Source organism: uncultured Gemmiger sp., assembly GCF_934561205.1.
In the GTDB taxonomy this organism is placed as follows: Bacteria; Bacillota; Clostridia; order Oscillospirales; family Ruminococcaceae; genus Gemmiger.
Window position 1 is genome coordinate 12,632 of record NZ_CAKTFU010000006.1, and the last position, 26,964, is coordinate 39,595.

Below are 26,964 nucleotides of genomic sequence, written 5' to 3' on the forward strand. Positions count from 1 at the left end.
GCGGGATTATATTATAGGCAACGCCGCACAATTCCCGCCTTACGGCTTAAGCACCGCTTCGGCGGCTGCGGCACGGCATCTGCGTTGCCAAAATGCTCGATAAGACATCCAGTATTATCTGCACTTTTGGCTTAGCAGCTGCCGCACCTCGCTCGCCGTATCGGCACTTAGAATTATGCGGTATTGCCTTTAGGCAGCGCCGCAGCAAGAACCGCGGTGCTGCTTAAAGCAAGGGGTCACTGCTTGTCTGCCAGCAGCTTTTCCACAACGGCCAGACGCACGCAGACACACAGCAGCGCCGAGGCGGTTTCGACCTCATCCAGGCTCGGATAGGTGGGCGCAATGCGCAGGTGGGAATCGTCCGGGTCCTTGTGGTAGGGGTAGGCGGAGCCTGCGCCGGTCAGGGTCAGGCCACATTCCTTGCACAGGGTGGCAACGCGCTTGGCGCAGCCGGGCAGCACATACAGGCTGATAAAGTAACCGCCCTTGGGGTTGGTCCAGTGGGCGATGTCGCCGCAGGGGGTCAGCTCGGTGGCAAACGCGGTCTTGACGGCGTCAAAGCAGGGCACCAGACGGCGGCGATGCTTGGCCATGTGGGCCAGAACACCCTGCTTGTCCTTCAAAAAGCGGACGTGGCGCAGCTGGTTCATCTTGTCGTAGCTGATGATCATCGTCGAGAAACGGCGGCAGATGTACTTCATGGAGTTTTCGCTGCAGGCGATCGCGGACACACCGGCACCGGGGAAGGTGATCTTGCTGGTGGAGGTGAACATAAACACGCGATCCTCGGTGCCGTACTTTTTGGCTTCATTCAGCAGCACGGGCGTTTCGATGATCTGCTCGGTCAGGTGGTGGACGATGTACGCCTCGTCCCAGAAGATCTTGAAATCGGGCGCGGCGGTTTTCATAGCGGCAAAGCGGCGGACGGTTTCGTCGCTGTAGGTGTAGCCGTCGGGGTTGGAATACTGCGGCACGCACCAGATGCCCTTGATGGTATCGTCCTCGGCCACGAGCTTTTCGATCATATCCATATCGGGGCCGGACTCGGACATGGGGATGTTGATCATCTCAAAGCCGAGATCCTCGGTGATGGCAAAGTGGCGGTCATAGCCGGGCACAGGGCAAAGGAACTTGCGCTTTTCGACCTGCGACCACGGGCAGGGCGAATCCTGAAAACCGAAGATATAGCCGATGGTCACAAGGTTGTACATCAGCTGCAGGCTGGAGTTGCCGCCCACAAAAATTTCGCTGGCGGTCGTGCCCATCACGTCGGCAAACAGCTTGCGGGCCTCGTCCAGACCCTCCAGATTGCCGTAGTTGCGGGCGTCGGTGCCCTCATCGGTGGTGTAATCATCCATCTTCAAAAGGTCCATTGCCAGATCCATCTGGTGAGGACCGGGCTTGCCGCGCGCCATATTCAGGTTAAGACCCATCGCCTGATACTTTTTGTACTCAGATTCCAGCGCGGCCTTTTCGGCGGTAAGCTCATCGACATTCATTGCAAAATAATCAGCCATTTTCCATTTCCCCCTGTTTGTTTTTTTGCCGTTATGCGTCCCCTCTATTCAGACGCATACAAAGGCATACACTACATTATATACGATATGCGGAAAATAAACAAGCGCTTTTTGCCGTATTTTGCCAAGGAAACACAAAAAACCGCCCTTTCCCAAAGGAAAGAGCGGGCTGTATGCCGCCGACCGGGATCGAACCGGTACGATGTCTCCACCGAGGGATTTTAAGTCCCTTGCGTCTGCCAGTTCCGCCACGGCGGCATAACAAATATATTGTAGCGCAACCGCCGCAAATTGTCAATGGCAAACACGTTGCGAAACCGCGCGGTTTGTGGTAAAATATACGCAGGAAATCAATCTTATGAGGGTGCTGTGATGAAAGAACTGCGTGTAAAATGCCTTCTGCCTGTGCGGATGGACAAATATCTGATGGACCTCTACCCTGCCCTGGGGACGGGGCGGCTGAACAAAGCCCTGCGCGAAAACAAAATCAAGCTCAACGGCAAAAAGCAGCCGCTTTCCACGCGGGTGCAAAACGGCGATGTCATCAAGCTGTTTTTGACCGATGACCAGCTGGAACAGCAGCGCGGGCTGCCCCCGGCGGTCTTTGTGTATGAGGACGAGGACATCATCATCGCCTCCAAGCCGGCGGGCATCGCGGTGGACGGCGCTGACAACGACACGCTGCTCAAGCGCGTGCAGGAAAAATTAAAGGCGGCGGGCAAGGGCGAGCGCGCGGTTTTGTGCCACCGCCTGGACACCGGCACCAGCGGGCTGATTCTGCTTGCCAAAAATAACGCCGCAGAGTCCTTTTTGACCGCGCAGATCAAGGCGCGCAGCATTACCAAGCACTATCTGTGTGTCACCTTTGGGCGCCCCAACCCCCCGGCGGCGCTGCTGCGGGATTACCTTTTGAAGGACGCCGAGCGCGGCATCGTCTATATTACCGACGGCACGGCGGGCGGCGCGAAGGAAGTCATTACCGGGTACGAAACGCTGGCGGTCAGCGGGCGGCTGGCGGAATTGAAGGTCGAGCTGGTCACGGGGCGCACCCACCAGATCCGCGCGCATCTGGCGCACATCGGCTGCCCGATCCTGGGCGACAGCAAGTACGGCAACAACGCCGCCAACCGTGAGCTGCGGTTCAAGTATCAGGCGCTCTGCGCGTGGGAGCTGCGCTTCCCCGATACGATTAAGGACGAGCGTTTTGCGCACCTGGCAGGGCGGGTATTCCACGCCGAAAAGCCGTGGTACTGCAAGCAGGTCGAGGACGGGACATTAAAGTAAAAAATCGGCAGCAGACCGCCGGGTCTGCTGCCGATTTTGTTTATCCGTGCCGAATCTCAGCGTCAAGGCTTTCGTAGGTGTAGAGAATATTAAGTACGTCCAGCAGTTCTTTTTTGCTCAGACGCGGGGGCAGCCCCAGGCGGTGCAGCAGCTTGCGGCGGTTGTCGGCGCTGTTGGCGGTGCCGGAAATGCCCCACTCATACAAATCGGTGTAGGTGATGCTGCGGTCTGCGGCGGCCGTGTCGGCCGCACTGGCAAGGGCGGTTTGCAGCCCCTGCAAAATCAGGGCATCGTCCACGCCCTCGACCCCCAAAAGCCCCTCCTTGCCGGGCTGGGCCTTGCGGGATTCCTTGCCGGGAACAGCGGGTACATAAGCTTGCAGAACGTTTTGCGCCCCGACCAGCCCCGTGACAAAATGGCGAATTTTAAACCCCGCAGCGTCGGAGTCGGTCAGAATGATCAGCCCCTGCGCGGCGGCTACTTTTTTGAGCAGATTTTGCAGCGCGGCGTCCTTAAAAACGCGGAAGCCGTCGGTCGTCAGCACCGTGCCGTCCACAAGGTTGTGCAGCCGGGCGGCGTCGTATTTGCCCTCCACCAAAAGGGCGCGGGTCAGTTTCAGCATGATTTACTCCGAGTCAAAGCAAGCTCGCACAGTGCCTTTTGCAGCAAAAGATCGCTGCCCAGCTTGCTGCTTTTCAGGTCGATATCCAGCTTGCGCAACACCCGCAGACACTGCTCCAGCTGGGCGGTCTTGTAGCGGGCGGCGGTGCTCTCGGCCTCCGAAAGGCGGTAGTTCCAGTTGCCGGTATAGCCGAAATCCTTGGCGACGTCTGCCAGGGCGCGGCGGCTGCGCTTTGCCAAAGAAACACGGTACAGCGTCAGATAATTGCTGCTGAGTGCCCCTGTGATGAGAATCGGCTCATTTTGCAGTGCCAGCAGGGTGCGCAGCTTTTGCTGTGCCGCCGTAAGCTGCCCGGCCGCCACCAGCTTGACCATGTCAAAGGTGTCGGCATCCAGCGTGACGGTGCCCAGCTGCTGCACCATGGCCGCCGTGATGGTGCCGTAGCCCGAAAGCGCCGCCAGCTTGTCAATCTCGTTGCGCAGAAGGAACTGGTCCTCGCCGCAGCGGTCCAGCAAGGCACCCTCTGCCCCGCGGGCAAAGGTCGTGCCCAGCTCCCCTGCCCATTGCCGTGCCAGTGTCTGCAAGGCGGCGCGGGTGGGCTTGTTGATCTGCACACAATAGCCGAGCTTTTCGCAGGCGGCAATGAGTTTTTTCTCCCGCTTGCCGGGGCGCAGCTTGCCGTAATACTCCTCCACGACGCCCGTCAGCACAAAGATGGCGTTTTCGGTGTCGGCAAGGGTGTCGCAAAGCTCCTGCAGATCCTTGTCCGAGTAGGTTGACGGGCGAACCATCGGCATCAGCACAAGGCGCTTGCCGCCGAAAAACGAGATGGTGCCCGCTGCCAGGACGATATCCTCCACACGGGGAGTGGGGCCGTCCAGCACGGTGACTTCGGGGTCGTCCTGCTGCAAAAATTTCAGCGCCTTTTGCGCGGCGCTGTGTACCAGTGCCTCATCGGCGGCATAAAAATAGTATACGGCGCAGCCGGCGCGCAGTTTTTTCTCCAACTCTTTTTCACTGTACAGCATAGGGCTTCGCCTCCTCAAAAATCATGGCGGCACCCGGCCGCAAAACCACGGCGGGGGTGTCGGAACCATAATACAGCTGCGCGGCGTCCGCGTCGGCCAGCCACCTGGGGGATTCCGATGTAAACAGGATCGTCTCGGCCTGTACCGAGTCGGACAAGGCCCCGGCGGCGCACAGAACATCGACCTGCACGGGGGTGTCCAGCTTGATGCTGCCGGACATCAGCGCAATGTGGCGATCCCCCACTTCCAGCACGGCCAGACTGCTGCTGCCTTTATGATACAGGTCCAGCGTCAGTCCGTCAAGTACCTCGTATCGGGCGGGCGCGGTTTGTGCGGCGGCATTTACGGTGCGGTCGGCGGTAAGGCCGATATCACCCGGCGTTGCGCGCAAATCGACTGCCAGTGTGCAGACAGGTTCGCCGTGGCGCGCCAGATAATTTTTGACCGCCCGGCGGTTGGCAGCGCCGCCGCGGAACACCACAGCGGCCTGTCCGTCTTGGGTGATGACGGCGCACGGGTTGCCCGCCGTACCGACCAGCGCGACGGTGACGATGCCCTGCTGCATCCGCACACCCATAAAGACGGCAAGCGCCGCGCAGCAAAGTGCCGCAGGCAGGTAGAACCGCAGCCTGCCCGCAAGATAGTAAACGATGGCAAGAACTGCCAGCACACCCAGGACAAACAGCGTGTAGCGCGCGGGCAGCAGCAGCCGCGCCCCGGGCAGCGAGGCACAGAAAAGCACGATGCCGCGCAAAAGTTTTAATAGCAGCGCCAGCAGAAAGCTGACCATATGGCAAAGCGGTGCCAAAAACGGCAGGCAGGAAAGCCCCAGCACCGCCAGCCCCAACAGCAGCAGATACCGCATCAGCGGCAGGGTCAGCAGGTTACCCAAAATGCCCACGGCGCTGATGGTCATACCGTGTGCCACCAGGATCGGCAGTGTGAAAAGTGATGCCAAAGCAGCGGTCATGGCGGCGGATATGAGCTTGAAAATCCGCTTAGGCAGGCGGGATTTCAGCGGGTTGGCCAGTGCCGCCGCGCACTGTACGCCCAAAACCGCGCAGAAGGAAAGCTGAAACCCCAGATCGCAGGGCATGTAGGCATTTTGCAGCCCCAGCAGCAAAGCCGCCGCGCCGGTGGAGGTCAGCAGATCGACGGGCTGCAAGAACCAATGTCCCAAAATAGCCAGCAGAAACACAAGCCCTGCGCGCAGCACCGAGACCGGCAGCCCTGTCACCAGCATGTAACCAACGATGACGCCCGCCTGTACGGCGAGCGCCGCATGGGCGAACCGGCGTCTGTGCGGGAACAAAAGCCCTGCCAGCAAGGCAACATGCAGCCCCGATACCGCCAGCAGATGGGACACCCCGGCGGCGGCAAAGGCGTCGCGGTCGGCGTCTGATAAACGTGTGGTGTCCCCCAGCAGCATGGCGCTGATGAGCGCTGCCGAATCGGCGGGAATCCAGTGCTTTAAGGCGGTGCTGCCCCGCTGCCGCAGACGGAACAGCCCAAAAACAGGGTGACGGCTGGCGGGCAAGGGCGCGTAGCTGCCGACATAATCGGCCCGCAGATAGACGCCCTTGCTTTGGCTCGCCAGGCGGTAGCGGTCGTTTTTCAGCGTGCGCAGGGAAAATTTGGCGGTGAAGCGCTCCCCTGCTTCGGTGGCGGGAAAGTCCGAGCACTGCACCCGAATGTGGGCGGGCTTGCCGTCCAGTTCGGTGATCAGCAGGGTGCCCCGCATATGGTAGGCCTCATACGCGGCCTCTGCATCGGTCTGCACGGTCACGGCGGCGGTGACAGTCTGCCCTGCCTGCGCCTGCACGGGGCGCACGAACAAGACAGCAAAAACGGCAAAGTAAACAAACCCGCACACGGCACCCAAAGCCGGGATGTGCAGGCTGCGCTTGCGAAGCCCAAGGACCGCAAAAGCAAAAAGTGCCGCCGCAGGCACACAGACCAGCGGCGGCAGATTTGCCGCGGCAAGTTCGGCCAGGGCAAAGCCCAGGGCGAACCACGCGAGATTGCGTTTCATTGCTTAGTGGAAGAACAGGGGCAGCGGCTCCAGGAAGATGATGTCCTTGCGCTCGGCGGCATCACCCTCGGCCAAGGCGGCGCAGCGGCCCACAACGGTGCCGGTGCTCTTGGCAGCCAGGGCGTCCAGCGCGTGCAGCGAACCGCCGGTGGAGATGACATCGTCCACGATCAGAATGCGCTTGCCGTTCATATACTCGATGTCCTTCTTGTCGATGACAAGGGTCTGCTTGCCGGCGGTGGTGATGGACTGGTCCTCGATGACGACAGGCTCACGCATATAGAGCTTGGCACCCTTGCGGGCGGGGATCCAATATTTGCCGCTCTGACGTGCCATTTCGTAGGCAAGGGGGATGCCCTTGGCCTCGGCGGTCAGGATAACGTCAAATTCGGGCGCTTTTTTCAGCAGCTCGGCGGCGCAGGCCACGGTCAGCTCGACATCGCTGAACATAATAAAGGCGGCGATGTCCATATGGTCGTTGACCTTGCAGATGGGCAGTTCACGGGTCAGACCCGCAACGTGCAAAGTATAGGTATCAGCCATAACAAGTACCTCATTTCGTTGTAAAAATCAGGCGGTGCGGGCATCAGCCCGGAGGCCACGCAAGGCTGCGTCCCGCCAGAACGTGGAAATGCAGATGCTTCACGCTCTGACCGCCGTCGGCACCGACGTTGGTGACCACGCGGTAGCCGTTTTCGGCAATGCCGAGCTGGGCAGCCAGCTGCGCGATAACGGCGTAGATGTGCCCCAGCAGGGCGGCATCGTCCTCGGTCAGCACCGCGGCAGAGTCGATGTGCTTTTTGGGAATGACCAGAAAATGGACGGGCGCCTGCGGGTCAATGTCATAAAATGCCAGCAGTTGGTCATCCTCAAACAGCTTGTTGGAGGGGATGTCCCCCGCTGCGATTTTGCAGAACAGGCAATCAGCCATACAATATCCCTCCTTTGCCGAAAAAATGATAGAAACTTACTTGCTCAGTTCGTTCTTGACGATTTCGGGTACGGCGTTCAGCGCGTCGTCGATCTTGGAGCAGTCACGGATGCCCGCCATAGCGAAGTCGGGCTTGCCGCCGCCGTTGCCGCCTGCGATGGCAGCGATCTGCTTGACCAGCGCGCCGGCTTTCAGACCGCGGGCAAGGGCGTTCTTGCAGACGCCGACAGCCATCATCGTCTTGCTGCCGTCATTGCCGATGAGAACGGCGACGGTATCGGGTGCCTTGTCGCGGATCTTGTCGATCATATCGCGCAGGGTGTCGGCACCGGTGCCGGTCAGGTAGGCGGAAACAATGCGTACACCGTCAATGTTGGCGGCGTCCTGGAACAAACCGTCGATCTTGGAGGAAGCCATCTCCGCCTTGAGGATATCCAGCTGTTTGTTGGTTTCCTTCAATTCGGCGGTCAGGGCCTCGGCGCGGGCGGGGGCATCCTTCATGTTGTTGGCCTTCAGGGCAACGGCGGTCTGCGCCAGCAGCTCGGTGCGCTCGTCCAGCAGGTCCAGCACGCCGAAACCGGTGGTTGCCTCGATACGGCGGATACCGGCGGCAACGCTGGATTCGCCCAAAATCTTAAAGCAGCCGATCTGCGCGGTGTTCTTGACGTGGGTGCCGCCGCAGAACTCGGTGCTCCAGCCGCCGGCGTCCACAACGCGGACAACGCTGCCGTACTTCTCGCCGAACAGTGCCATAGCGCCCATCTTCTTGGCTTCCTCGATGGGCAGGTTCTTGATCTCGACGTTCAGGCTCTCGAAAATCTTCTCGTTGACCTTCTTTTCGACCTCGACCAGCTCCTCGGCGGTGACGGCGCTGAAATGGGTGAAGTCAAAGCGGGTGATGTGGTCGTCCTGATAGCTGCCTGCCTGATGCACATGGTCGCCCAGAACCTCACGCAGAGCCTTCTGCATCAGGTGGGTGGCGGTGTGGTTGCGGCAAATGGCCATGCGGCGCTGGGCATCCACGGCGGCGGTGACGTCATCGCCAACGTGCAGGGTGCCGTCCAGCAGCTCGCAGGTGTGGACAAAGTAGCCCTTGGGGGTCTTTTTGACCTGCGTGACCTTCAGCTTGGCATTGCCGCAGCTGATGTAGCCGTGGTCAGCGACCTGGCCGCCCATCTCGGCATAGAACGGGGTGCGGTCCAGCACGACCAGCACACCCTCCTTGCTCTCACCGGCTTCGTCGGTGGCAATGGCGTCGTTCAGCTCCTCGCCGTCAGACAGGGCAACGACCTTGGCGGACTCGGTCAGAGTCTCGTAGCCGTCAAACTGGGTCGGCTCGGTGGTCAGCTCGCCGAACAGGTCGGCGCTCCAGCCGGAAATGTCCTTGGCCAGGCGCTCGGCGCGGGCGCGCTCACGCTGCTTGGTCATTTCCATGTGGAAGGCTGCCTCGTCCACGCGCACGCCGGCCTCGGCGGCGATCTCGCGGGTCAGGTCGAGGGGGAAGCCGAAGGTATCGTTCAGCTTGAACACCTCAGCGCCGGACAGAACCTTCTCGTGCACGTCCTTGAGGCGGCTCATCATACCGTTCAGGATGTTCAGGCCGGCGTCGATGGTGCGGCCAAAGCGCAGCTCCTCGGTGCCGATGACCTTCTTGATATAGCTTTCATGCTCGCGCAGTTCGGGGTAACCGGCCTCGCTGGACTCGATGACGGTATCGACCAGCTCGGTCAGGAAGGGGCGGTCGATGCCCAGCATACGACCGTGGCGGGCGGCGCGGCGCAGCAGGCGGCGCATAACGTAGCCGCGACCCTCGTTGGAAGGCAGAACGCCGTCGGATGCCATAAACACGGTGGCGCGGATGTGGTCGGTGATGACGCGGATGGAGATATCGTCCTTGTCGTTCTCGCCGTACTTTTTGCCGGCGATGCGCTCAACATGGTGCAGAACGGCGGCGACGGTGTCGACCTCAAACAGGTTGCCAACGCCCTGCATAACGCAGGCCAGACGCTCCAAGCCCATACCGGTGTCGATGTTGGGTTTGGCCAGCAGCTCATAGTGACCCTTGCCGTCGGAATCGAACTGGCTGAACACGAGGTTCCAGATCTCCATATAGCGGTCGCAGTCGCAGCCGACGCCGCAGGTGGGCTTGTGGCAGCCGTACTCCTCGCCGCGGTCAAAGTAAATTTCGCTGCAGGGACCGCAGGGGCCGGAGCCATGCTCCCAGAAGTTGTCCTCTTTGCCGAGGCGCACCATGTGGCTTTCGGGGATGCCGATGACTTTGGTCCAGATGTCGTAAGCCTCGTCGTCCTCCTGATAGACCGAGATGTACAGGCGGTCAGCGGGGATCTCCAGTTCCTGGGTCAAAAATTCCCAAGCCCAGGGAATGACCTCTTTTTTGAAGTAATCCTGAAAGCTGAAGTTGCCCAGCATTTCAAAGAAGCAGCCGTGGCGGGCGGTGATGCCCACGCGATCGATGTCGGGGGTGCGGATGCACTTCTGGCAGGTGGTCACGCGGTGACGCGGCGGCTCCTCCTGGCCGAGGAACCATTTTTTCATGGGTGCCATACCGCTGTTGATCAGCAGCAGGCTGGGGTCGTCCTTCGGCACCAGAGGAAAGCTGCCCAGACGCAGGTGATCCTTGGTTTCAAAAAAGTGCAGGTATTTTTCGCGCAGTTCGTTCAGTCCGGTCCATTGCATAGTTGGTGTTCTCCCATCCGTGGTTTGTATTGTTGCGATAAAAGGTACCAAAAAAATATAGCCCTCGCCCCTTGACAGGGACGAAGGCTGACAGCTTCCGTGGTACCACCCGGTTTGCGGCATATCGAAAAAAATATGCCACCGCTTTGTCCGCGTTAACGCCGCAGGTACGTTCGGCTTTTGCACCGAAAGCTCCGGGGTGGCTTTGCCGAAAACGTCAGCCAAGCGCCTTTCACCATGCGGCGCTCTCTCTTATGACCTGTTTTGTGCGGCATTTGCCCTTTCATCGCCATTTTCTTTTTAACAAATCTATTATATGCCGCTTTTCGCGCGGTGTCAACTGTTTTTTGCGATGGTAGCGTCAAGCTGCGTCCAGAACGTGCAGCCCCTGCACCACGTCGGCAAAAACGGCGGCGCTGGAGGTTTCGGGCGCTTGCCGGGCATCCTGCAAAACGGTGATGGTATAGCGCGGGGCATCGGCGGGGTAAAAGCCGGTAAACCAGTAGTTCAGCAGCTCCCTGCCGTCGGCGTCAAACTGCCCGGTCTGGGCGGTGCCGGTCTTGCCCGCGCACTCCCCCGCCCCTGTCATGGCATCGCTTCCGATGCCCTGCTCCACCACGGTGTGCAGCATACTGCGCAGGATTCTGGCGGTGGCGGCGCTGCACACCCGGCGGGGCGCGGGAACCTCGTTGGGGGTGATGCTGCCGTCAGCGCGGCGCACCCCCTGCACGGCGGCGGGCGTATGGTAGACCCCGCCGCCCGCTATGACATTGGTCATGGCGGCAATTTGCAGCGGCGTTGCGGTCAGTGCCCCCTGCCCGAAGCTGAACAGCGCAAGGTCGCCCGCGTTTTGCAGCTGCGCGGCGCTGGGCAGCGAGGCGGCATCGCTCTGCAGCCCCGATGCGAGCGTGATGCTTTGCCCCAAGCCGAAATCTTGTGCGGCCTTTATCAGGCGCTGCGCACCCAGTTTTTGCCCCAGTTCTATAAAGTAGCAGTTGCAGCTCTGTGCCAGCGCCGCGCGCAGGTTGACCTCGCCGTGGGCGCGGCTTTGGGCGCAGCGGTAGGTCTGCCCGTTTACCGTGACGCTGCCCGTGCAGTCCGCGGTGAACCAGTCCAGCCCGGCGTCGTAGGCGGCGGCTGCCGCCACTATCTTAAACACCGACCCCACGCAAAAGGGGGTCAGCAGGCGGTCGATCAGCGAGGTATCGTCCGCCGCAATGCTTTTGGCAACATCGTTGGGGTCGTAGCGGGGCACACTGACGGCGGCCAAAATTTCACCGGTATCGGGCTGCAGCACTACGATGCAGCCGCGGGTCATAGTCAGGTCGGCCACCCCCTCGCACAGGCGCTGGATGTCGGCGTCCAAGGTCAGCGCTACCCCCTGCCCCGTGCCGGTATGCCGGGTGACGAACACCGGCTCGCTGCCGGTCAGCGGCAGCCCCTGCGCGCTGGCGGCGCAGGCGGCAACGACCTCGTCCCCGGATGCCGAGAGCAGCGCATCGTAGGCGCGCTCCAGCCCCGCGACGCCCAGTCCCTCGCCGTTGCGGTAGCCCAGAAGATGCACCGCAATGGGCAGCGGCAGATACCGCTGTGCGATGCGGCGGCACGGGATGCCCAGCGCGGATACATCCCGATCTACCGACACAAAAAACAACGAAGTATCGTTGCGGCGGCGGTACAGCTCGGTCTGCTCGGCGTAGGAAACATAAGGCAACAGCTCGGCGTAGCCGTCGCTGCCCGGCACACACAGGGCGTACCAGCCGTCGGCAGCCCCGGTCAGCAGCCGCCCCGTGCGGTCATAAAAGTTGCCGCGGTCGGGCGGCAGCGCCGCCTCACGCTCGGTCTGCTGCAGGGCGCTTTGGGCGTACCCGATATTTTGCCCCACCCAATACACCCGGCACAGCACAAGACCGATGCACCCCGCAAGACAAACCACCAACGCCCGCAGCCGCCGAAAAGACATACCGCCGCCCCCTTTTGTATTCAGTATGTGCGCCGGGCGGGCATCTATACAAAAAAGGCGCGGAGCCTTTCGGCTCCGCGCCCTGTGGGTGCGAATTTGGAAAATTAGTACATACCGCCCATGTCACCGCCGGCAGGTGCCACGGGTGCCGGGGGTTCCGGCAGGTCGGCAACCAGGCTCTCGGTGGTCAGGACCATAGCGGCAACGCTGGCAGCGTTCTCCAGAGCAGAGCGGGTGACCTTGGTCGGGTCAACGATGCCCGCCTCGATCATATCCTCGACATACTCTTCCTTCTGGGCGTCAAAGCCATAGTTGGCCTTGTTGGCCTTCAGGATGTTGTCGATGACAACGCTGCCCTCCAGACCGGCGTTGGCAGCGATCTGGCGCAGAGGTGCTTCCAGAGCCTTGCGGACGATCTTGGCGCCGGTGCGCTCGTCACCCTCCAGCTCGGCAACGACCTTGTCCACAGCGGGGATGGCGTTGATGGTGGCCGTGCCGCCGCCGGCAACGATGCCTTCCTCCACGGCAGCCTTGGTGGCGTTCAGGGCGTCCTCGATGCGCAGCTTCTTGTCCTTCATCTCGACTTCGGTAGCGGCACCGACCTTGATGACGGCAACACCGCCAGCCATCTTGGCAAGGCGCTCCTGCAGCTTCTCGCGGTCGAAGTCAGAGGTCGCGGTGACGATCTGGCTGCGGATCTGGGCAACGCGGTCGGCAATGGCCTGCTTGTCGCCGTTGCCGCCGACGATGGTGGTGTTCTCCTTGGTGACCTTGACCTGACGGGCAGAGCCGAGCAGCTGCATGGTGGCATCCTTCAGCTCATAGCCGAGGTCGCTGCTGATGACGGTGCCGCCGGTCAGGATGGCGATATCCTGCAGCATCTCCTTGCGGCGGTCGCCGAAGCCGGGCGCCTTGACGGCAACCACGTTCAAGCCGCCGCGCAGACGGTTGATGATCAGGTTGGACAGGGCGTCGCCCTCGACATCCTCAGCGATGATCAGCAGCTTGCGGCCGGACTGGATGACCTGCTCCAGCAGGGGTACGATATCCTGGAACACGCTGATCTTCTTGTCGGTGATCAGCACGCTGCAATCGTCGTAGACGGTTTCCATCTTCTCGGTGTCGGTGACCATGTAGGGGGTCACATAGCCGCGGTCAAACTGCATACCCTCGACGACCTCGGTGTAGGTCTCGGCGGTGGTCTTGTTTTCCTCGATGGTGATAACGCCGTCGGCGGTGACCTTCTCCATAGCGTCGGCGATCAGCTGACCGATCTCGGCATCACCGGCAGAAACAGTGCCGACACGGGCAATGTCCTTGGCACCGTTGACCTTCTGGCTGTGGGCCTTGACGGCCTCGACAGCGGCGGCAACAGCCTTCTGCATACCGCGCTTGATGTCCATGGGGTTGGCGCCGGCGGTGACGTTCTTCATGCCCTCGGTGACCAGAGCCTGTGCCAGAACGGTGGCGGTGGTGGTGCCGTCGCCGGCGGCGTCGTTGGTCTTGGTGGCGACTTCGCGCACGAGCTGGGCGCCCATGTTCTCGAACTCGTCCTTCAGCTCGATCTCCTTGGCGATGGTGACACCGTCATTGGTGATGAGGGGGCTGCCGAACTTTTTGCTCAGCACAACGTTGCGGCCCTTGGGGCCCAGGGTGACCTTAACGGTGTCGGCCAGCTGGTCGATACCGGCGCAAAGGGCTTTACGGGCGTCCTCGCCCTGTTTGATCTGTTTTGCCATAAAGCATCGCTCCTTTTATAAAGAAAGAAAAGTAGAAATCCGATTACTCAACCACAGCGAGGATGTCGCTCTGGCGCACGATGGTGCATTCTTCGCCGTCAACCTTGACCTCGGTGCCGGCATACTTGCTGGTCAGGACTTTGTCGCCGACCTTGACGATCATCTCGACTTCCTTGCCGTCCACGTTGCCGCCGGGACCGACAGCCAGAACTTCGGCGACCTGCGGCTTTTCCTTGGCGGAGCCGGACAGGATCAGACCGCCCTTGGTGGTTTCTTCTTCTTCGACCAGTTTGATGACAACACGGTCTGCAAGAGGTTTGATTTTCATTTGAAAGTTCCTCCTATGAAAAGATTTCTCTTTTTGATACTGATTTAGCACTCATTATTCCTGAGTGCTAAATATATAATAGCCATTTCTTTATGAAAAATCAAGGGTTTTGTGTATAAAATTTTTGTGAACAAAAAATCGGCAGTGCCAAAAGGCACTGCCGTGTGCATTATTGCTGCTGCATCGCGATATTTTTGTAACGCGGGCGCATGATGCCATGCTCGATATGCGCCTGGCCCCCTTCGACCGTGTCAGCGTCGATGGTTACGCGGGTGATGGTCGCATCCGACGGAATGTCGTACATAATGGGAATCAGCAGATCCTCCACCACGCTGCGCAGACCGCGGGCACCGCTCTTGCGCTGCACCGTCTTTTTGGCGATGGCGTGCAGGGCGGCGTCGGTAAAGACCAGCTCGGCGTTGTCCAGATGCAAAAGCTCCTTGTACTGGCGCACCAGGCTGTTTTTCGGCTCGGTCAGAACGCGCACCAGCGCGTCCTCGTCCAAGGGGTCCAGCACGGTGACGACCGGCAGACGACCGATCAGCTCAGGGATAAGACCGAACTTGACCAGATCATCCGGCTCGACCTTTTTCAGCAGCTTCTGGCGCGTTTCGTCCTTGTCCAGCGTTGTGCGCAGCTGGCTGCCGAAGCCCAGAGAGGCGTTGTCGGTGCGGCGCTGGATGAGCTTTTCCAGCCCGTCAAACGCACCGCCGCAGATGAACAGGATGTTCTTGGTGTTGATCTGGATGAACTCCTGCTGGGGGTGCTTGCGCCCGCCGTTGGGCGGCACGTTGCTGACGGTGCCTTCGACGATCTTCAGCAGCGCCTGCTGCACGCCCTCGCCGCCGACGTCGCGGGTGATGGAGGGGTTCTCGCTCTTGCGGGTGATCTTGTCGATCTCGTCGACGTAGATGATGCCGATTTCCGCCTTGGGGATGTCGAAATCCGCCGCCTGAATCAGCTTGAGCAGGATGTTCTCGACGTCCTCGCCGACATAGCCCGCCTCGGTCAGGGTGGTGGCGTCCGCGATGGCGAAGGGCACGTTCAGCATTTTGGCAAGGGTCTGCGCCAGCAGGGTCTTGCCCGTGCCGGAGGGACCCAGCAGCAGAACGTTGGATTTTTGCAGCTCCACGCCGGTTTCGCGCCCCGAAAGGATGCGCTTATAGTGGTTGTACACCGAGACGGCCAGCACCTTTTTGGCGTCGTCCTGCCCGATGACATACTGATCCAACCCGGCCTTGATTTCGGCGGGGGTCAGAATATTGACGTCCTGCAGCGGATTTTCGCCGTAGGTGGCTTGTGCGGCACCCCGCGGCTGGCGGCGTGCCCCGGCGCGCGGCATAGGCGGCTCGTCCTTGTACAGGGTGTGATAGCACATGTCGATGCAGTCGTTGCAGATATTGACGCCGGGGCCGATCAAAAGCTGCTCGACCTCATTTTGCGAACGTCCGCAGAAGCTGCAGACCATTTCGCGTCCTTTTCCGCCCTTTCCGGGCGTTGTATTTGCCATTTTGTTCCCCCGAATCAGTGTTTATAGAGGATGTCGTCGATCAGGCCGTATTCCTTGGCCTGCTGCGCAGTCATATAATTGTCGCGCTCGGTGTCGCGCTGGATGGTTTCCAGCGGCTGGCCGGTGTATTGGCTGAGCAGGGTGTTCATCTTCTCGCGGATGTGGATGATGTGGTTGGCGTGGATCTGGATATCCGTGGCCTGACCGCTGATGCCGTTGCCGCCGATGAGGGGCTGGTGGATCAGGATCTCGGAGTTGGGCAGTGCAAAGCGCTTGCCCTTGGTGCCGCTGGCCAGCAGGAAGGAGCCCATGGAGGCAGCCATGCCGACGCAGATGGTGGATACATCGCACTTGATGTAGTTCATCGTGTCATGGATGGCCATGCCGTCAGAGATGGAGCCGCCGGGGCTGTTGATATAAAAGTAGATGTCCTTTTCGGGATCCTGGCCTTCCAGATAGAGAAGCTGGGCCACGATCACACTGGCGGAGGCAGAGTTGACATCCTCGCTCAGCACAATGATGCGGTCATTGAGCAGACGGGAGAAAATGTCGTAGCTGCGTTCACCGCGGGCAGTCTGTTCGACTACATAAGGTACAAGACTCATGTGGGTTTCCCTCCTTAAATATGGGATTGCCTAAGAAACGGGCGGATAAAGCAGCCGATACGGCCGCAAAGGCGAACCGTATCGGCCTGATTACTTTATACTTCCGTTGGGGTTTTGCTTGGGATCAGTCCTTGTTTTCCTCGGACTTGCCGGCAACGATGTTGGCCTTGCTCTTGACGAACTCGATGGCCTTGTTGACAGCCAGATCCTTCTTGACGGCAGCGGCGTCGACCAGGCTCTTGACCTTGTCGGCTTCCATCTGGTAAGCGTCGGCGATCTGCTTGATCTCGGCCTCGAACTCATCCTCGGTAGCCTCGATGCTCTCCTTGGCAACGATGGCTTCCATGGCCAGGCGCATCTTGACCTGCTTGTCGGCCTGCTCACGGAACTGCTCCTTGAAGTTCTCCATGGTCATGCCCATGTACTGCAGGTACTGCTCCAGCTTGAGACCCTGCTGGGAGATGCGGTAGCCGAAGTCCTGAACCAGCTCTTCGATGCGGGAGTCGATCATGGCGTCGGGAATGTCAGCCTTCATGCCGGCAACGATCTGGTCGATCAGGTCGTTCTCGACCTTCTGGTCGGCCTGCTTCTCGTGGTTGGCGGCGATGTTCTTGCGGATGGAATCCTTCAGCTCGTCCAGGGTGTCGTACTCGCTGACGTCCTTGGCGAAGTCGTCATCCAGCTCGGGCAGCTCTTTGTACTGCACCTCGTGCAGCTTGATCTTGAAGGTGGCGTCCTTGCCGGCCAGCTCCTCGGCCTGGTACTCCTCGGGGAACTTGACGTTGACGTCGAATTCCTCACCGGCCTTGTGACCGACGACCTGCTCCTCGAAGCCGGGGATGAAGGAACCGCTGCCCAGCACCAGAGAGTAATGCTCGGCCTTGCCGCCCTCAAAGGCAACGCCGTCGACGAAGCCCTCGAAGTCGATGTCCACGGTGTCACCGTTCTGGGCCTCGCCCTCACGGGTCAGCAGACGGCCGTTGCGGTCCTGCATACGCTTGATCTCGGCGTCAACATCGGCCTCATCCACAGTCTGGACATCTTTGTTGACGGTTAAACCGGCATATTCGCCCAGTTCCACCTCGGGCTTGACGGCGACCTTGACCTTCAGCACGGCACCGTCGGCCTCGGACATGGAAACGACCTCGGGGTCGGGACGGCCGACAACCTCGATACCGGCCTCCTTGACGGCGGCCTCGTAGTTCTCGGGGAACAGATCGTTCACAGCGTCATACTGGAACAGGTCAGCGCCGTACATTTTCTCGATCATAGCCTTGGGGGCCTTGCCCTTGCGGAAGCCGGGAACGGCGTACTTCTTGCTCTCGCGCTTGAAAGCGGCGTTGACGGCGGACTTGAAGGTCTCCGCGTCAATAGAGAACTGCAGTTCTACCATGCTCTTTTCGAGCTTTTCACAGGAAATGAGTTTCATTTATAAATTCCTCCAAAAATTGATGTACATAAAAATACAAGTTATTATACCATACCTACAAGCGGAATACCAGCCCTGCGGCGAAAAAAATCCCGATTTTTCAGCGATTTTTACGCAAAAAAGGGCTTTTATCCGATTTTGCAGGGGCAAAAGCCCAATCCGTCGGCGGAAATCAGACGGTAAGCGATGCCGTCAACCGTACCCTGACGGGCGTAGTGGATGGATTTTCCGTGCAGATGGCCGTAGTAGCACTCGGTCACGCCGAACTCGTGCAGCACGGCGACCAGCTCCTCGGCGCAGGCACCGGGAAAGACCGGCGGGTAATGCAAAAAGGCAATTTTGCGCGGGGTCTCCCCTGCCGCCTGCAGCGACATGCGCAGCCGCCCTGCCTCGCGCGCCATCAGCTTCTCGCCTTGGGCGGCGGCATCGTCAAACGGCCAGCCGCGGGTGCCGCACAGGGCGGTATCCCCCACAAGGCAGGCGTTATTGTGCAGAATGTGCAGCGAGTCAAAGCCGTTGGCTGCCAAAAAGGTTTCCATCTTGCGGGTGGTCGTCCACCAATAATCATGGTTGCCCTTTATGAGCCATTTTTGCCCCGGCAGCGACTGGATATACGCAAAGTCCGCGCGGGTATCGTTGAGATTCATCGCCCAGCTGGTGTCCCCCGCCAGAAGTACGGTGTCCTCGGGCGAAATCAGGCGGCGCCAGTTAGCCTCCAGCTTGGGCAGGTAGCCTTCCCAACCGGGGAACACGTCCATGGGCTTGTCGGTGCCTAAGGAGAGGTGCAGATCTCCGATTGCAAAAATGGCCATAAATCGTCCTTTCTTGAGTGAAGCAGGTCAGCGCAGCGCGGCGGCGCTGATGTCGGCGGGGTCGATGGAGTCGGTAAAGCGCACGGGCAGCGTGTCCAGCACGCGCAGGCTTTCGGGCGCGGGGGCGTCGGTGGCGGCAGTCAGGGCTGCCATGGCGGCAAAGTCGCTTGCGGGGGCTTCCTCGCCCAGGGCAGTTAGCACATCGCGCGGGAACTTGAAGGGGCTGGCGGTGGACAGAACAGCCATCGGGGTTTCGGTGCCAAGGTCTTTGGCAACGCGGAACGCCACGGCGGTGTGGGTGTCGCAGAGGTAGTTGTCCTCGGCAAAGCGGGCTTTGATCTCGGTAAAGCCGGCGGCGTCGTCGGCACAGCCTGCGGCAAAGCTCTCCTGAATTTTAGCAAGCGTGTCGGCATCGACGGTGTAAACGCCGGTTTCGGCCAGCTGCTGCATCCAGGCGGCGACCTTCTCGGAGCTGCCGCTGACGTGGTAGAGCAGGCGCTCCAGATTGGAGGAGATCAGAATGTCCATCGAGGGGGAGGTCGTCTTGTAGAAGGTGCGGCGGGCATCGTAGGTGCCGGTGCGCAAAAAGTCGGTAAGTACGTTGTTTTTGTTGGACGCGCAAACCAGGCGGCCGACGGGCAGACCCATCTGCTTGGCATAGTAGCCGGCAAGAATATCACCAAAATTACCCGTAGGCACGCAGAAATCCACAGGGCTGCCCCAAGCGGCGGCGCCCTGCTCGACCAGACGGAAGTAGGCGTAGAAGTAGTAGACGATCTGCGGCACCAGACGACCCCAGTTGATGGAGTTGGCGCTGGACAGACGGATGCCGCGCTTTTCCAGCTCCTCGGCAACGGAGGCATCGGCAAAGACGCGCTTGACGCCGGTCTGGGCATCGTCAAAGTTGCCGTTTACAGCATAGACCTGCACATTTTTGCCGGTCTGGGTCGCCATCTGCAGGCGCTGGATCTCGCTGGTGCCGTCGTTGGGGTAAAAGACCTCGATCTCAATGCCGTCCAGATCGGCGTAGCCCGCCAGCGCGGCCTTGCCGGTATCGCCGGAGGTGGCAACCAGAATGCGGGTGGTTTCGGTGCGGTGCAGCATCTTTTTGGCCTCGACCAGCAGCTTGGGCATCAGCTGCAAAGCGTAGTCCTTAAAGGCGCAGGTCGGGCCGTGCCACAGCTCAACGGCGTACAATCCGTCGTGCACCTTGACGGTCTGCCCTGCCTTGCCGCCGAAGGCCGCACCGTAGGTGGCGGCGGTGGCATCGTGCAGGAAGTCAGGCGAATAGTCGGTCAGAAAACCGGCCAGCACCTTTTCTGCCAGTTCGGGGTAGGAAAGATCCTTCCAGCCGGAAAGATCGGCCTTGGGGAAGGTCTGCGGCACAAACAGCCCGCTTTTGGGGGCCAGACCACGGACGATCGCCTCGGCGGCACAAACGCGGAGCGAAGAATCTCTGGTACTTACATACTGCATAACGTACACCCTTTCATACTCAAAAAATACACCTTTATATACAATGCCGTGGCACTGTCAACAATAGAAATTTCTGCGGGCGGTCGCGGCCGCCCTGCTTTTGTATTAACAGGTAAACGCATTCTCGATGCAATGCACCCGCCAGCCGCCCGCTGCGGGGGTGACCTCCACCACGTCAAAGCGGATGCAGGCATCGGCATAGGGGCTGGCTTGCAGGTACTGGGCAGCGGCGGCAAGGAGCCGCTGCTGTTTTTGGGCGGTCACCGCTTCGGCGGGGGCTGCCAGCATACGCCCCGCGCGGGTCTTGACCTCGGCAAAAACAAGGGTGTTGTCCTTATATAAAACCAGGTCCAGCTCCCCCAGGCGGGTGCGGTAGTTGTGGTTCAGCAGCAGATAGCCGCGTTGGCGGTAGTATTTGGCGGCGATGGCCTCCCCCTTGCTGCCAAGGCTTTTATCAGTCATGCCAGTAGCCCTGCTTTTTCAAAAAGCTGCGGCGGTAAAAGGGCTGAATACCGTATTGGGCGATCAGCTCATAGTGCAGCTTGGTGGGGTAGCCCTTGTGCTTGGCAAGCTGGTACTGGGGGTACTGCCTGTCCAGTTCCAGCATATAGCGGTCACGGCTGACCTTTGCCAGAATGGAGGCGGCGGCAATGCTGGCGCTGGTAGCGTCCCCCTTGACAACGGCCTCGGCCGGAACGCAAAGCTCCGGCGGGCAGCGGTTGCCGTCAATCAGCGCATAGTCGGGCGCGGGGGTAAGCCCTGCCACCGCCTGCGCCATGCCGTCCATCGTCGCCCACAGGATGTTGCGCTCGTCGATCTCCTGCGGGGTGATAAACACGATTTTATAGGCCAAAGCGCGGGCGGTGATCTGCTCAAACAGGGCTTCGCGGCGCTTTTCGGTCAGCTTTTTGGAATCATTGACCCCCTCGATGGGGTCGTCGGGGTTCAAAATGACGGCGGCACAGCAGACCGGCCCGCACAAAGGGCCGCGTCCGGCTTCGTCCACGCCGCAGACAATGCCGTGGTCGGTGCGTTTGGCATCGTCAAAGGCGAACAGCAGCTCGTTATTGCTCGTCGTCGTCGAAGAATTCTTCCTCGGCATCGTCCTCTACCTCCTCAACAGCGCGGCGGGGCGGGCGTTCCAGCGAAAGGCGGCCCCATTTGCTGGCGCGGAACTCCCCCACCAGCATCTTGGCGGCGCGCTCGGTGTCCACCTCGCCGCCGGAAACCAGCATCCCGCGCTTGGCACCGATGGCCTGCAACAGGTCGTAGGGCGGCAGCGCCAGCGCGGCTTCGTCCAGCTTGTAGCGCGCCAGCAGCTGATCGGGGTAAATGCCCCGCACGCTGGAAAGCAAGCCACAGGCCAGCTCCTCGATATCCAGAATGTCATCGCGGATGGAGCCGATGAACGCCAGGTTGGACGCCGTTTCCAGCGAGTCGAATTTTTTCCACAGCACGCCGGGCATGTCCATCAAATCGAAATTGTCCACGGTGATCCACTGCTTGCCGCGGGTGACGCCGGGCTTGTTGGCGGCCTTGGCGCGGGTGGTGCCCGCGAAGGAGTTAATAAAGGTGGACTTGCCCACGTTGGGGATGCCCACGACCATGACGCGCACCGAGGCACCCACCATGCCGCGGTTGCGGCGGCGCTCCATCAGGGCGGAAAGCTCCCTGATGATGGGGCCTTTGACGGCGGCGGCGCGCCCCTTTTGCTTGGAGTCCATGGCGATGCAGCCTGCCCCTGCGCTTTGGAAGTACGCCAGCCACTGTTTGGTGATGTCCGGGTCGGCCAAATCGGCCTTGTTCAGCACATACAGGTGGGGCTTACCGGCGGTGATGCGCTCAATTTCCGGGTTCAGGCTGGAAAGCGGGATGCGGGCGTCGAGGATCTGCAAAACGCAGTCTACGTTGCGGATCTCCTTTTCCATCAGACGCAGGGTCTTGGTCATGTGGCCGGGAAACCACTGGATCTGCCGGGAGTTGATGATGTCGTTCTGGCTCATGGGGTAGGCTCCTTTTATCGGGTAAACAGGGTGAACGGTGCCAAACGCAGCACCGCCACGCCCAAAATGTCGCGGGTGTCCACGCAGCCGATCAGGCTGCTGCGGCTGTCGCCGGAATGGTTGCGGTTGTCCCCCATCAGGAACAGGCCGTTTTCCGGCACGGTCAGGGGGAACACGGTGCCCTCCTCCACATAGGTGGGCTCGGCGGTATAAGGCTCGTCCAGAGCCTCGCCGTTGCGGTAGACGATGCCCGCGGTAAAGTCAATGTCGATGGTGTCCCCCGCCTTGCCGATGACCCGCTTGATGAGGGGCTTGCCGTAGTCGATGCGGCTGTCGGTGACAACGATGTCGCCGTAATCGGGGGTGAGCAGACGCGTGATGAGCAGCCGCTGCCCGTGCAAAAGGCCGGGATTCATCGAGCTGCCGTCTACCTGCACCAGACGTGCACAGAAGGTGGAGAGCAGTGCTACGGTGACAACGGCCAGAACCACAGCGTCCAGCCACTCTAAAATATCCTTATTGTGCCGATAGCGGGTCTTGAAATCTGTGTTCAAGCGGCGGACACCTCCTGAAAATTACAAAAAAGGGGAGAACGCCAACCGTCCTCCCCTTTTTTGGATAGTATGCTCAGATGCGTGCCTTGACCTTGGCAGCCTTGCCGGTGCGCTCGCGCAGGTAGAACAGCTTCGCACGACGGACCTTGCCGCGGCGGATCACTTCAACCTTCTCGACAAACGGGCTGTTGACGGGGAAAACGCGCTCAACACCAACGCCGTAGGAAGTGCGGCGAACGGTGAAAGTCTCGGCGATGCCGCCGTGCTTCTTGGCGATAACAGTGCCCTCAAAAGCCTGAACACGCTCTTTGTCGCCTTCCTTGATGCGGACGGAGACGCGAACGGTGTCGCCGACTTCGAACTGGGGCTTGTTCTCTTTGATCATACCCTCGGTAAAATGCTTCATTGCGTCCATAATTATGAATCCTCCATTTTATTGCGACGTTCATACACGAAAGCTCGTCAGAGGACCGCCTGTATAATGATGTGTCATTATCCCGCCGATGGCTCGGCGGCACTAACGCTTTAGTATTATACCACTGTCAATAGGGTTTGGCAAGTGGTTTTTCACAAAAAGGTGCGAAAAATTTCGGCAAAGTGGCAAATTTTTGCAAACAGAGCCGCGTTAGGCAAAATCGGCACCGGATTTTGTGTACAGGTGGGTGCGCAGCACACGGCACTGCCAGGCGGGCGCGCCGCCGTTTTCGTGCAGAAAGTCCATCAGCAGCGCGGGGTTCAGGTTCAGCGCTTCGCCGGAGCCGCAGGGCAGCTTGACGGTAAAGCGCAGCTCCTCCCCTGCCGATTCATAGTCGATGCGGGGCAGATGCTCCTTGAGGTCCAGCGTTTTGTGGCCGCGCTTGGTCTTTTTGGTGACCTCGGCGTGTTCGGCGGCGTTGTAAAAAGCGATGGCGTCGGCGGCATCGGCGGGCATTGTGACGTCGTAGGCGGCGGTTTCGATCTCGCCGACCTTTTCGACAGCCGGGGCCACCTTGGTGATAACGATGCCGCGCGGCATCAGCGGCTGCAGGGCGGCGATCCAGGCGGCGGCGTCGATGGACTCGGCCTCGGTCTTGACCTCACAGCTTTCGCACAGGCTCTCCTGCCCTAAGGACAGCGGGCAGGAAAAGGAAAGGTAGATGTGCGGGTTGAAGCCCATCGTGTACCACACAGGCAGACCGCTGCGCTTGAGCACACGGTGGAACACCCGCTGCAGATCCAGCAGCGAGATGTAGGCGGATTCGCCGCACTTTTCAAAGAAGATCCTGATGGTAGTCAAAGCACGGTCCTCCGATCAATTTATTCGCGCCGCAGGCGCTGCACTGGCGGTTGCAGGGCGGGGTGGTCTGCGCCTGCAGGGCTTTTTGGTATTCGCGCACAAGGTGGGCGTGGCTGACGCCGACGTCCAGATGCGCCCACGGGGTGACTTCGTCCAGCGCGATGGTGCGGTAGTTGTAGAAATCCGGGTCGATGCCGCAGGCGGCAAAGGCGTCCATCCAGCGGTCGTAGTTAAAGTATTCCTCCCAAGTGTCAAAGAAGGCGCCGTTTTCAAACGCGGTTTCAATGACCTTGCCCAGACGGCGGTCGCCCTTGGCAAAAACGCCCTCCAGCACCGAGGTGGCGCTGTCGTGATAGTTGACCTTGATCTTGCGGGAATGTACGCAGCTAAGCAGATATTTCTGCTTTTCCTGCAAGGATTCCCGCCGATCCTGCGCGCAGAACTGGAACGGGGTGTCGGGCTTGGGTACAAAGCACGCCACGCTGATGGTGACCTGCACGCCCTTGCCCTTCGGGCGGTCGGGAATCTGGTAGAACAGATCGACCACCTGCTGGGCGGTGTCGGCAATGCCCTTGATGTCCTCCATCGTTTCGGTGGGCAGACCCATCATGAAATACAGCTTGACCGAGGTGTACCCTTCCGAAAAAGCAATGCGGCAGCCGCGCTCGATCTGCTCCCAGGTGACGTTTTTGTTGATGACGTCGCGCAGGCGCTGGGTGCCGGCTTCGGCGGCAAAGGTCAGACCGCTTTTGCGTACCTTGGTGGTTTTTTCGACCAGAGACTGCGAGAAGTTGTCCACGCGCAAACTCGGCAGCGACAGGCTGACGTGGTCGTCCTCCGCCCAGGAGTTGAGGTTGTCCAGAATATCCTCCAGCCGGGAATGGTCGGAGGTGGAAAGGCTGGACAGGCTCAGCTCGTCATAGCCGGTGTTGCGGCACAGCTCGCGCGCGCAGTCGCTGATGAGTTCGGGGCTGCGCTCACGGAACGGGCGGTACAGCTGCCCCGCCTGGCAGAAACGGCAGCCGCGCACGCAGCCGCGCAGAACCTCCACGCAGGCGCGGTCCTGCACAGCGCCCACCAAAGGCACCACAAAGTTTGTGGGCGGGGCGAAATCGTCCATATTCTGCACGATGGCCTTGGTCACGGTGGCGGGTACGCCGGGGCGGTTGGGGGTGACGGACTCGATGCGGCCATCCTCTTTGTACGTTACATCGTAAAAAGACGGCACATACACGCCGGGCAGCTTGGCAAGCTCCAACAAAAGCTGCTCCTTGCTCCAGTGCTGCTTTTTGCCGGTTTCCACGGTGGCGCAGATGTCCTGCAGCATCTGTTCGCCCTCGCCCAGCTGCATCACGTCAAAGAAATCCGCCATCGGCTCGGCGTTGCAGACACACGGCCCGCCGGAGATGATCAGCGGCCAGCGCTCGTCACGGTCAGCGGCGCGCAGCGGGATGCCCGCCAGACGCAGCATGGCGAGGATGTTGGTGTAGCAAAGCTCGTATTCCAGGGAGAAGCCGACGATGTCAAACTCGGTCAGCGGGTCCTTGCTTTCCAGGCAGTACAGGGGCAGCCCCAGGCGCTCCATCTGCTCTTTCATATCCGTCCAGGGCATGAACGCGCGCTCGCACCACCAGTTTTCGTGGCGGTTGAGCAGCTCATACAGGATTTTTTCGCCCAGAAAGGACATGCCGATCTCGTAGGTGTCCGGAAAGCAGAACGCCATACGGACATCGACCTTGGACTTATCTTTATAGGTACAGCCCGGTTCACCGCCGGTGTAGCGGCCGGGTTTTTGCACAAGGCTTAACGCCTCTTTGAATTTGGGGGAAAATTCCGCCATAGTGATAACCTTCCTAAACTGTTTGATACCCCTATTGTACCCGATTGCAGCAGAAAAAGCAACCTGTGCGGCAACACGGCGGCTGCAATGTTGGCGCCGTCCAGGGGCGGCAGCGGCAGCAGATTGACCGCACCTACCAGCAGGTGGCAGGCGGCAAACCGATAGCCGTAAAAACTCCAACAGGAAAATTTCTCCATAGAAAAAAGGGTAAGCGCGGCGCACAGGAAATTGGTCAGCGGCCCGGCGGCAGATAAAACCAGCTGCTCGCGTCGGGTCATGGGCTGCCCGCGCAGCCGCAGGCAGATGCCGAAGGGAGAAAGCTCCAACAGCGGCAGCCGGTGCCATAAAAAGGCGTAGGCGGCAATGTGGCCGCACTCATGCAGGGCGGCGCAGCAAAGCCCTGTGCGCACCGTGCCTGTGCTGTCAAAAAGCAAGGCCAGCGTCAGCAGAAACAGCGTCAGACACGGCATACGCAGGCGCAGCCTACGCCGCAGCCTGTAATGCCTGGGTCGGGTCATAGCGCAGCCCCTTGTGCAAAATCTCAAAATGCAGGTGCGGCCCCGTGGCGTTGCCGGTCTGCCCCACCGTGCCCAAAAGCTGCCCGGCCTGCACCGTTTCGCCCGCGCGCACAAACAGGTACTGCATGTGCGCGTACAGTGTTTCATCCCCGATGGGGTGCAGAAGGCGCAGATAGTTGCCGTAGCTTTTGTGGCTGCCCGCGATGCGCACCACGCCCGCCGCGGCGGCATATACGGGGGTGCCCATGGCAGCGGCCAGGTCGGTGCCGTAGTGGAACTCTGTCCCCTGCCCGCCCATGGGGTCGGTGCGCCAGCCGTAGCCGGAACTGCGGGTGCAGCTGCCCGTCGGCAGCGGAAATTGCAGCGAAAAGTCCGGCAGATAGCTTTCCTCCCGCACGGCGGCGGGGGCGGTCTTGGCGGGCTTGCCGTGGGCGGGGCGGCTTTCGGGCAGGGCGGCCGCCAAAGTGCGCAGAGCCTCGGCCGCTTGCTCGGTAAATTTTGAAAAGATGCGCTCTTGCGTTAAAAAGGTAGACTGCTCCGGCTGCAGGGCCTGTATAAAGCCGCGGCGCAGGGCTTCGTACCCTGCCCCGCCGACACTGCGCAGTGCCAGCGCCGCCGCGATGGCCGCCGCGGCCAGCAGAATTTGTGCGTACAGTACAAGATTTTCCTCCCGCTTGGGGCGGGTTTTGCCCGTCGGCGCGGGCTTGGGGACAGATTCCTCCCACATACAAACACCCCCTTTGTGCAGGATATGCGGCAAAGCGGAGCGCTATGCGTAAAGGCAACACCCCCGCAAGGGC

25 protein-coding genes and 1 tRNA gene are annotated in these 26,964 nt (G+C 60.4%); 1 reads left to right on the forward strand and 25 read right to left on the reverse strand.

Annotated elements, in window-relative coordinates:
- Positions 1–236: 236 nt before the first annotated feature.
- Together Q0I19_RS05115 and Q0I19_RS05120 are read right to left on the reverse strand one after the other, a co-directional pair.
- Positions 237–1,517, reverse strand: a complete 1,281-nt coding sequence (locus tag Q0I19_RS05115) for an aminotransferase class I/II-fold pyridoxal phosphate-dependent enzyme (protein ID WP_294759096.1) — start codon at positions 1,515–1,517, stop codon at positions 237–239.
- 174 nt (positions 1,518–1,691) lie between these two features.
- Positions 1,692–1,775: transfer RNA gene (locus Q0I19_RS05120), tRNA-Leu, on the reverse strand.
- A gap of 114 nt (positions 1,776–1,889) precedes the next feature.
- Here Q0I19_RS05120 and Q0I19_RS05125 point away from each other — a divergent pair.
- Entirely contained in the window at positions 1,890–2,801 is a 912-nt protein-coding gene (locus tag Q0I19_RS05125; RefSeq protein ID WP_294759097.1) for an RluA family pseudouridine synthase, read from the forward strand.
- A 40-nt stretch (positions 2,802–2,841) separates the two neighbouring features.
- Here the strand turns inward: Q0I19_RS05125 and Q0I19_RS05130 are convergent, their stop codons facing one another.
- The 23 genes from Q0I19_RS05130 to Q0I19_RS05240 form a co-directional block, all read right to left on the reverse strand.
- A complete protein-coding gene (locus tag Q0I19_RS05130) occupies positions 2,842–3,423 on the reverse strand; it encodes a DUF4093 domain-containing protein (protein WP_294759099.1) in 582 nt (193 codons plus the stop codon).
- The gene (gene holA, locus Q0I19_RS05135) at positions 3,417–4,451 is read right to left on the reverse strand and encodes a DNA polymerase III subunit delta (RefSeq protein WP_294759100.1); all 1,035 of its coding nucleotides are present in this window, start codon (positions 4,449–4,451) and stop codon (positions 3,417–3,419) included. The genes Q0I19_RS05130 and holA overlap by 7 nt, the downstream gene beginning before the upstream one ends.
- On the reverse strand, positions 4,438–6,483 hold the full coding sequence (locus Q0I19_RS05140) for a ComEC/Rec2 family competence protein (RefSeq protein ID WP_294759101.1): 2,046 nt from the start codon (positions 6,481–6,483) through the stop codon (positions 4,438–4,440). The genes holA and Q0I19_RS05140 overlap by 14 nt, the downstream gene beginning before the upstream one ends.
- A gap of 3 nt (positions 6,484–6,486) precedes the next feature.
- Entirely contained in the window at positions 6,487–7,026 is a 540-nt protein-coding gene (locus tag Q0I19_RS05145; RefSeq protein ID WP_294759102.1) for a phosphoribosyltransferase family protein, read from the reverse strand.
- Between the two features lie 43 nt (positions 7,027–7,069).
- A complete protein-coding gene (locus Q0I19_RS05150) occupies positions 7,070–7,414 on the reverse strand; it encodes a histidine triad nucleotide-binding protein (protein ID WP_294759103.1) in 345 nt (114 codons plus the stop codon).
- A 36-nt stretch (positions 7,415–7,450) separates the two neighbouring features.
- The gene (alaS, locus tag Q0I19_RS05155) at positions 7,451–10,111 is read right to left on the reverse strand and encodes an alanine--tRNA ligase (RefSeq protein ID WP_294759104.1); all 2,661 of its coding nucleotides are present in this window, start codon (positions 10,109–10,111) and stop codon (positions 7,451–7,453) included.
- 361 nt (positions 10,112–10,472) lie between these two features.
- Complete coding sequence (locus Q0I19_RS05160) at positions 10,473–12,074, reverse strand: penicillin-binding protein 2 (RefSeq protein ID WP_294759105.1); 1,602 nt, start codon at positions 12,072–12,074, stop codon at positions 10,473–10,475.
- Between the two features lie 104 nt (positions 12,075–12,178).
- Positions 12,179–13,813, reverse strand: a complete 1,635-nt coding sequence (gene groL / locus Q0I19_RS05165) for a chaperonin GroEL (protein WP_294759106.1) — start codon at positions 13,811–13,813, stop codon at positions 12,179–12,181.
- A gap of 43 nt (positions 13,814–13,856) precedes the next feature.
- Positions 13,857–14,141 (reverse strand): co-chaperone GroES, encoded by a 285-nt coding sequence (locus Q0I19_RS05170; protein ID WP_294759107.1) that lies wholly within the window; start codon positions 14,139–14,141, stop codon positions 13,857–13,859.
- A gap of 169 nt (positions 14,142–14,310) precedes the next feature.
- Positions 14,311–15,651, reverse strand: coding sequence for an ATP-dependent Clp protease ATP-binding subunit ClpX (clpX, locus tag Q0I19_RS05175; RefSeq protein WP_294759108.1), 1,341 nt, complete (start codon positions 15,649–15,651; stop codon positions 14,311–14,313).
- 14 nt (positions 15,652–15,665) lie between these two features.
- Positions 15,666–16,256, reverse strand: coding sequence for an ATP-dependent Clp protease proteolytic subunit (locus Q0I19_RS05180; protein ID WP_294759109.1), 591 nt, complete (start codon positions 16,254–16,256; stop codon positions 15,666–15,668).
- Between the two features lie 124 nt (positions 16,257–16,380).
- On the reverse strand, positions 16,381–17,685 hold the full coding sequence (gene tig, locus Q0I19_RS05185; protein ID WP_294759110.1) for a trigger factor: 1,305 nt from the start codon (positions 17,683–17,685) through the stop codon (positions 16,381–16,383).
- A 128-nt stretch (positions 17,686–17,813) separates the two neighbouring features.
- Positions 17,814–18,497: a metallophosphoesterase gene (locus tag Q0I19_RS05190; RefSeq protein ID WP_294759111.1), complete on the reverse strand. Its 684-nt coding sequence runs from the start codon at positions 18,495–18,497 to the stop codon at positions 17,814–17,816.
- Between the two features lie 27 nt (positions 18,498–18,524).
- A complete protein-coding gene (gene thrC, locus Q0I19_RS05195; protein WP_294759112.1) occupies positions 18,525–19,973 on the reverse strand; it encodes a threonine synthase in 1,449 nt (482 codons plus the stop codon).
- Between the two features lie 105 nt (positions 19,974–20,078).
- Positions 20,079–20,435 carry a YraN family protein gene (locus Q0I19_RS05200; RefSeq protein WP_294759113.1) on the reverse strand — a complete coding sequence of 119 codons (357 nt, stop codon included), beginning with the start codon at positions 20,433–20,435 and terminating at the stop codon, positions 20,079–20,081.
- Positions 20,428–21,075 carry a ribonuclease HII gene (rnhB, locus tag Q0I19_RS05205; protein ID WP_294759114.1) on the reverse strand — a complete coding sequence of 216 codons (648 nt, stop codon included), beginning with the start codon at positions 21,073–21,075 and terminating at the stop codon, positions 20,428–20,430. The genes Q0I19_RS05200 and rnhB overlap by 8 nt, the downstream gene beginning before the upstream one ends.
- Positions 21,038–21,976, reverse strand: a complete 939-nt coding sequence (gene ylqF / locus Q0I19_RS05210) for a ribosome biogenesis GTPase YlqF (protein ID WP_294759115.1) — start codon at positions 21,974–21,976, stop codon at positions 21,038–21,040. The genes rnhB and ylqF overlap by 38 nt, the downstream gene beginning before the upstream one ends.
- Positions 21,977–21,990: 14 nt before the next feature.
- Positions 21,991–22,530, reverse strand: a complete 540-nt coding sequence (gene lepB / locus Q0I19_RS05215) for a signal peptidase I (protein ID WP_294759117.1) — start codon at positions 22,528–22,530, stop codon at positions 21,991–21,993.
- Between the two features lie 73 nt (positions 22,531–22,603).
- Entirely contained in the window at positions 22,604–22,945 is a 342-nt protein-coding gene (gene rplS, locus Q0I19_RS05220; RefSeq protein WP_294759118.1) for a 50S ribosomal protein L19, read from the reverse strand.
- Positions 22,946–23,155: 210 nt separating this feature from the next.
- On the reverse strand, positions 23,156–23,806 hold the full coding sequence (locus Q0I19_RS05225) for a TIGR03936 family radical SAM-associated protein (RefSeq protein ID WP_294759119.1): 651 nt from the start codon (positions 23,804–23,806) through the stop codon (positions 23,156–23,158).
- Positions 23,781–25,646: a TIGR03960 family B12-binding radical SAM protein gene (locus Q0I19_RS05230; RefSeq protein ID WP_294759121.1), complete on the reverse strand. Its 1,866-nt coding sequence runs from the start codon at positions 25,644–25,646 to the stop codon at positions 23,781–23,783. Before Q0I19_RS05230 ends, Q0I19_RS05225 begins: the two co-directional genes overlap by 26 nt.
- Positions 25,610–26,164, reverse strand: a complete 555-nt coding sequence (locus tag Q0I19_RS05235) for a peptidase (protein ID WP_294759122.1) — start codon at positions 26,162–26,164, stop codon at positions 25,610–25,612. Before Q0I19_RS05235 ends, Q0I19_RS05230 begins: the two co-directional genes overlap by 37 nt.
- The gene (locus Q0I19_RS05240; RefSeq protein WP_294759123.1) at positions 26,130–26,891 is read right to left on the reverse strand and encodes a M23 family metallopeptidase; all 762 of its coding nucleotides are present in this window, start codon (positions 26,889–26,891) and stop codon (positions 26,130–26,132) included. The genes Q0I19_RS05235 and Q0I19_RS05240 overlap by 35 nt, the downstream gene beginning before the upstream one ends.
- Positions 26,892–26,964 lie beyond the last annotated feature (73 nt).

Bases quoted from the DNA above. Each gene is read 5' to 3' on its own strand.
- Q0I19_RS05130 (WP_294759099.1), bottom strand. From the start codon at position 3,423: ATGCTGAAACTGACCCGCGCCCTTTTGGTGGAGGGCAAATACGACGCC.
- Q0I19_RS05140 (WP_294759101.1), bottom strand. From the start codon at position 6,483: ATGAAACGCAATCTCGCGTGGTTCGCCCTGGGCTTTGCCCTGGCCGAA.
- holA (WP_294759100.1), bottom strand. From the start codon at position 4,451: ATGCTGTACAGTGAAAAAGAGTTGGAGAAAAAACTGCGCGCCGGCTGC.
- clpX (WP_294759108.1), bottom strand. From the start codon at position 15,651: ATGGCAAATACAACGCCCGGAAAGGGCGGAAAAGGACGCGAAATGGTC.
- Q0I19_RS05125 (WP_294759097.1), top strand. From the start codon at position 1,890: ATGAAAGAACTGCGTGTAAAATGCCTTCTGCCTGTGCGGATGGACAAA.
- alaS (WP_294759104.1), bottom strand. From the start codon at position 10,111: ATGCAATGGACCGGACTGAACGAACTGCGCGAAAAATACCTGCACTTT.
- groL (WP_294759106.1), bottom strand. From the start codon at position 13,813: ATGGCAAAACAGATCAAACAGGGCGAGGACGCCCGTAAAGCCCTTTGC.
- Q0I19_RS05115 (WP_294759096.1), bottom strand. From the start codon at position 1,517: ATGGCTGATTATTTTGCAATGAATGTCGATGAGCTTACCGCCGAAAAG.
- Q0I19_RS05180 (WP_294759109.1), bottom strand. From the start codon at position 16,256: ATGAGTCTTGTACCTTATGTAGTCGAACAGACTGCCCGCGGTGAACGC.
- rplS (WP_294759118.1), bottom strand. From the start codon at position 22,945: ATGGACGCAATGAAGCATTTTACCGAGGGTATGATCAAAGAGAACAAG.
- Q0I19_RS05160 (WP_294759105.1), bottom strand. From the start codon at position 12,074: ATGTCTTTTCGGCGGCTGCGGGCGTTGGTGGTTTGTCTTGCGGGGTGC.
- rnhB (WP_294759114.1), bottom strand. From the start codon at position 21,075: ATGCCGAGGAAGAATTCTTCGACGACGACGAGCAATAACGAGCTGCTG.
- ylqF (WP_294759115.1), bottom strand. From the start codon at position 21,976: ATGAGCCAGAACGACATCATCAACTCCCGGCAGATCCAGTGGTTTCCC.
- Q0I19_RS05145 (WP_294759102.1), bottom strand. From the start codon at position 7,026: ATGGCTGATACCTATACTTTGCACGTTGCGGGTCTGACCCGTGAACTG.
- tig (WP_294759110.1), bottom strand. From the start codon at position 17,685: ATGAAACTCATTTCCTGTGAAAAGCTCGAAAAGAGCATGGTAGAACTG.
- thrC (WP_294759112.1), bottom strand. From the start codon at position 19,973: ATGCAGTATGTAAGTACCAGAGATTCTTCGCTCCGCGTTTGTGCCGCC.
- Q0I19_RS05190 (WP_294759111.1), bottom strand. From the start codon at position 18,497: ATGGCCATTTTTGCAATCGGAGATCTGCACCTCTCCTTAGGCACCGAC.
- Q0I19_RS05240 (WP_294759123.1), bottom strand. From the start codon at position 26,891: ATGTGGGAGGAATCTGTCCCCAAGCCCGCGCCGACGGGCAAAACCCGC.
- Q0I19_RS05200 (WP_294759113.1), bottom strand. From the start codon at position 20,435: ATGACTGATAAAAGCCTTGGCAGCAAGGGGGAGGCCATCGCCGCCAAA.
- Q0I19_RS05170 (WP_294759107.1), bottom strand. From the start codon at position 14,141: ATGAAAATCAAACCTCTTGCAGACCGTGTTGTCATCAAACTGGTCGAA.
- Q0I19_RS05235 (WP_294759122.1), bottom strand. From the start codon at position 26,164: ATGACCCGACCCAGGCATTACAGGCTGCGGCGTAGGCTGCGCCTGCGT.
- Q0I19_RS05150 (WP_294759103.1), bottom strand. From the start codon at position 7,414: ATGGCTGATTGCCTGTTCTGCAAAATCGCAGCGGGGGACATCCCCTCC.
- Q0I19_RS05230 (WP_294759121.1), bottom strand. From the start codon at position 25,646: ATGGCGGAATTTTCCCCCAAATTCAAAGAGGCGTTAAGCCTTGTGCAA.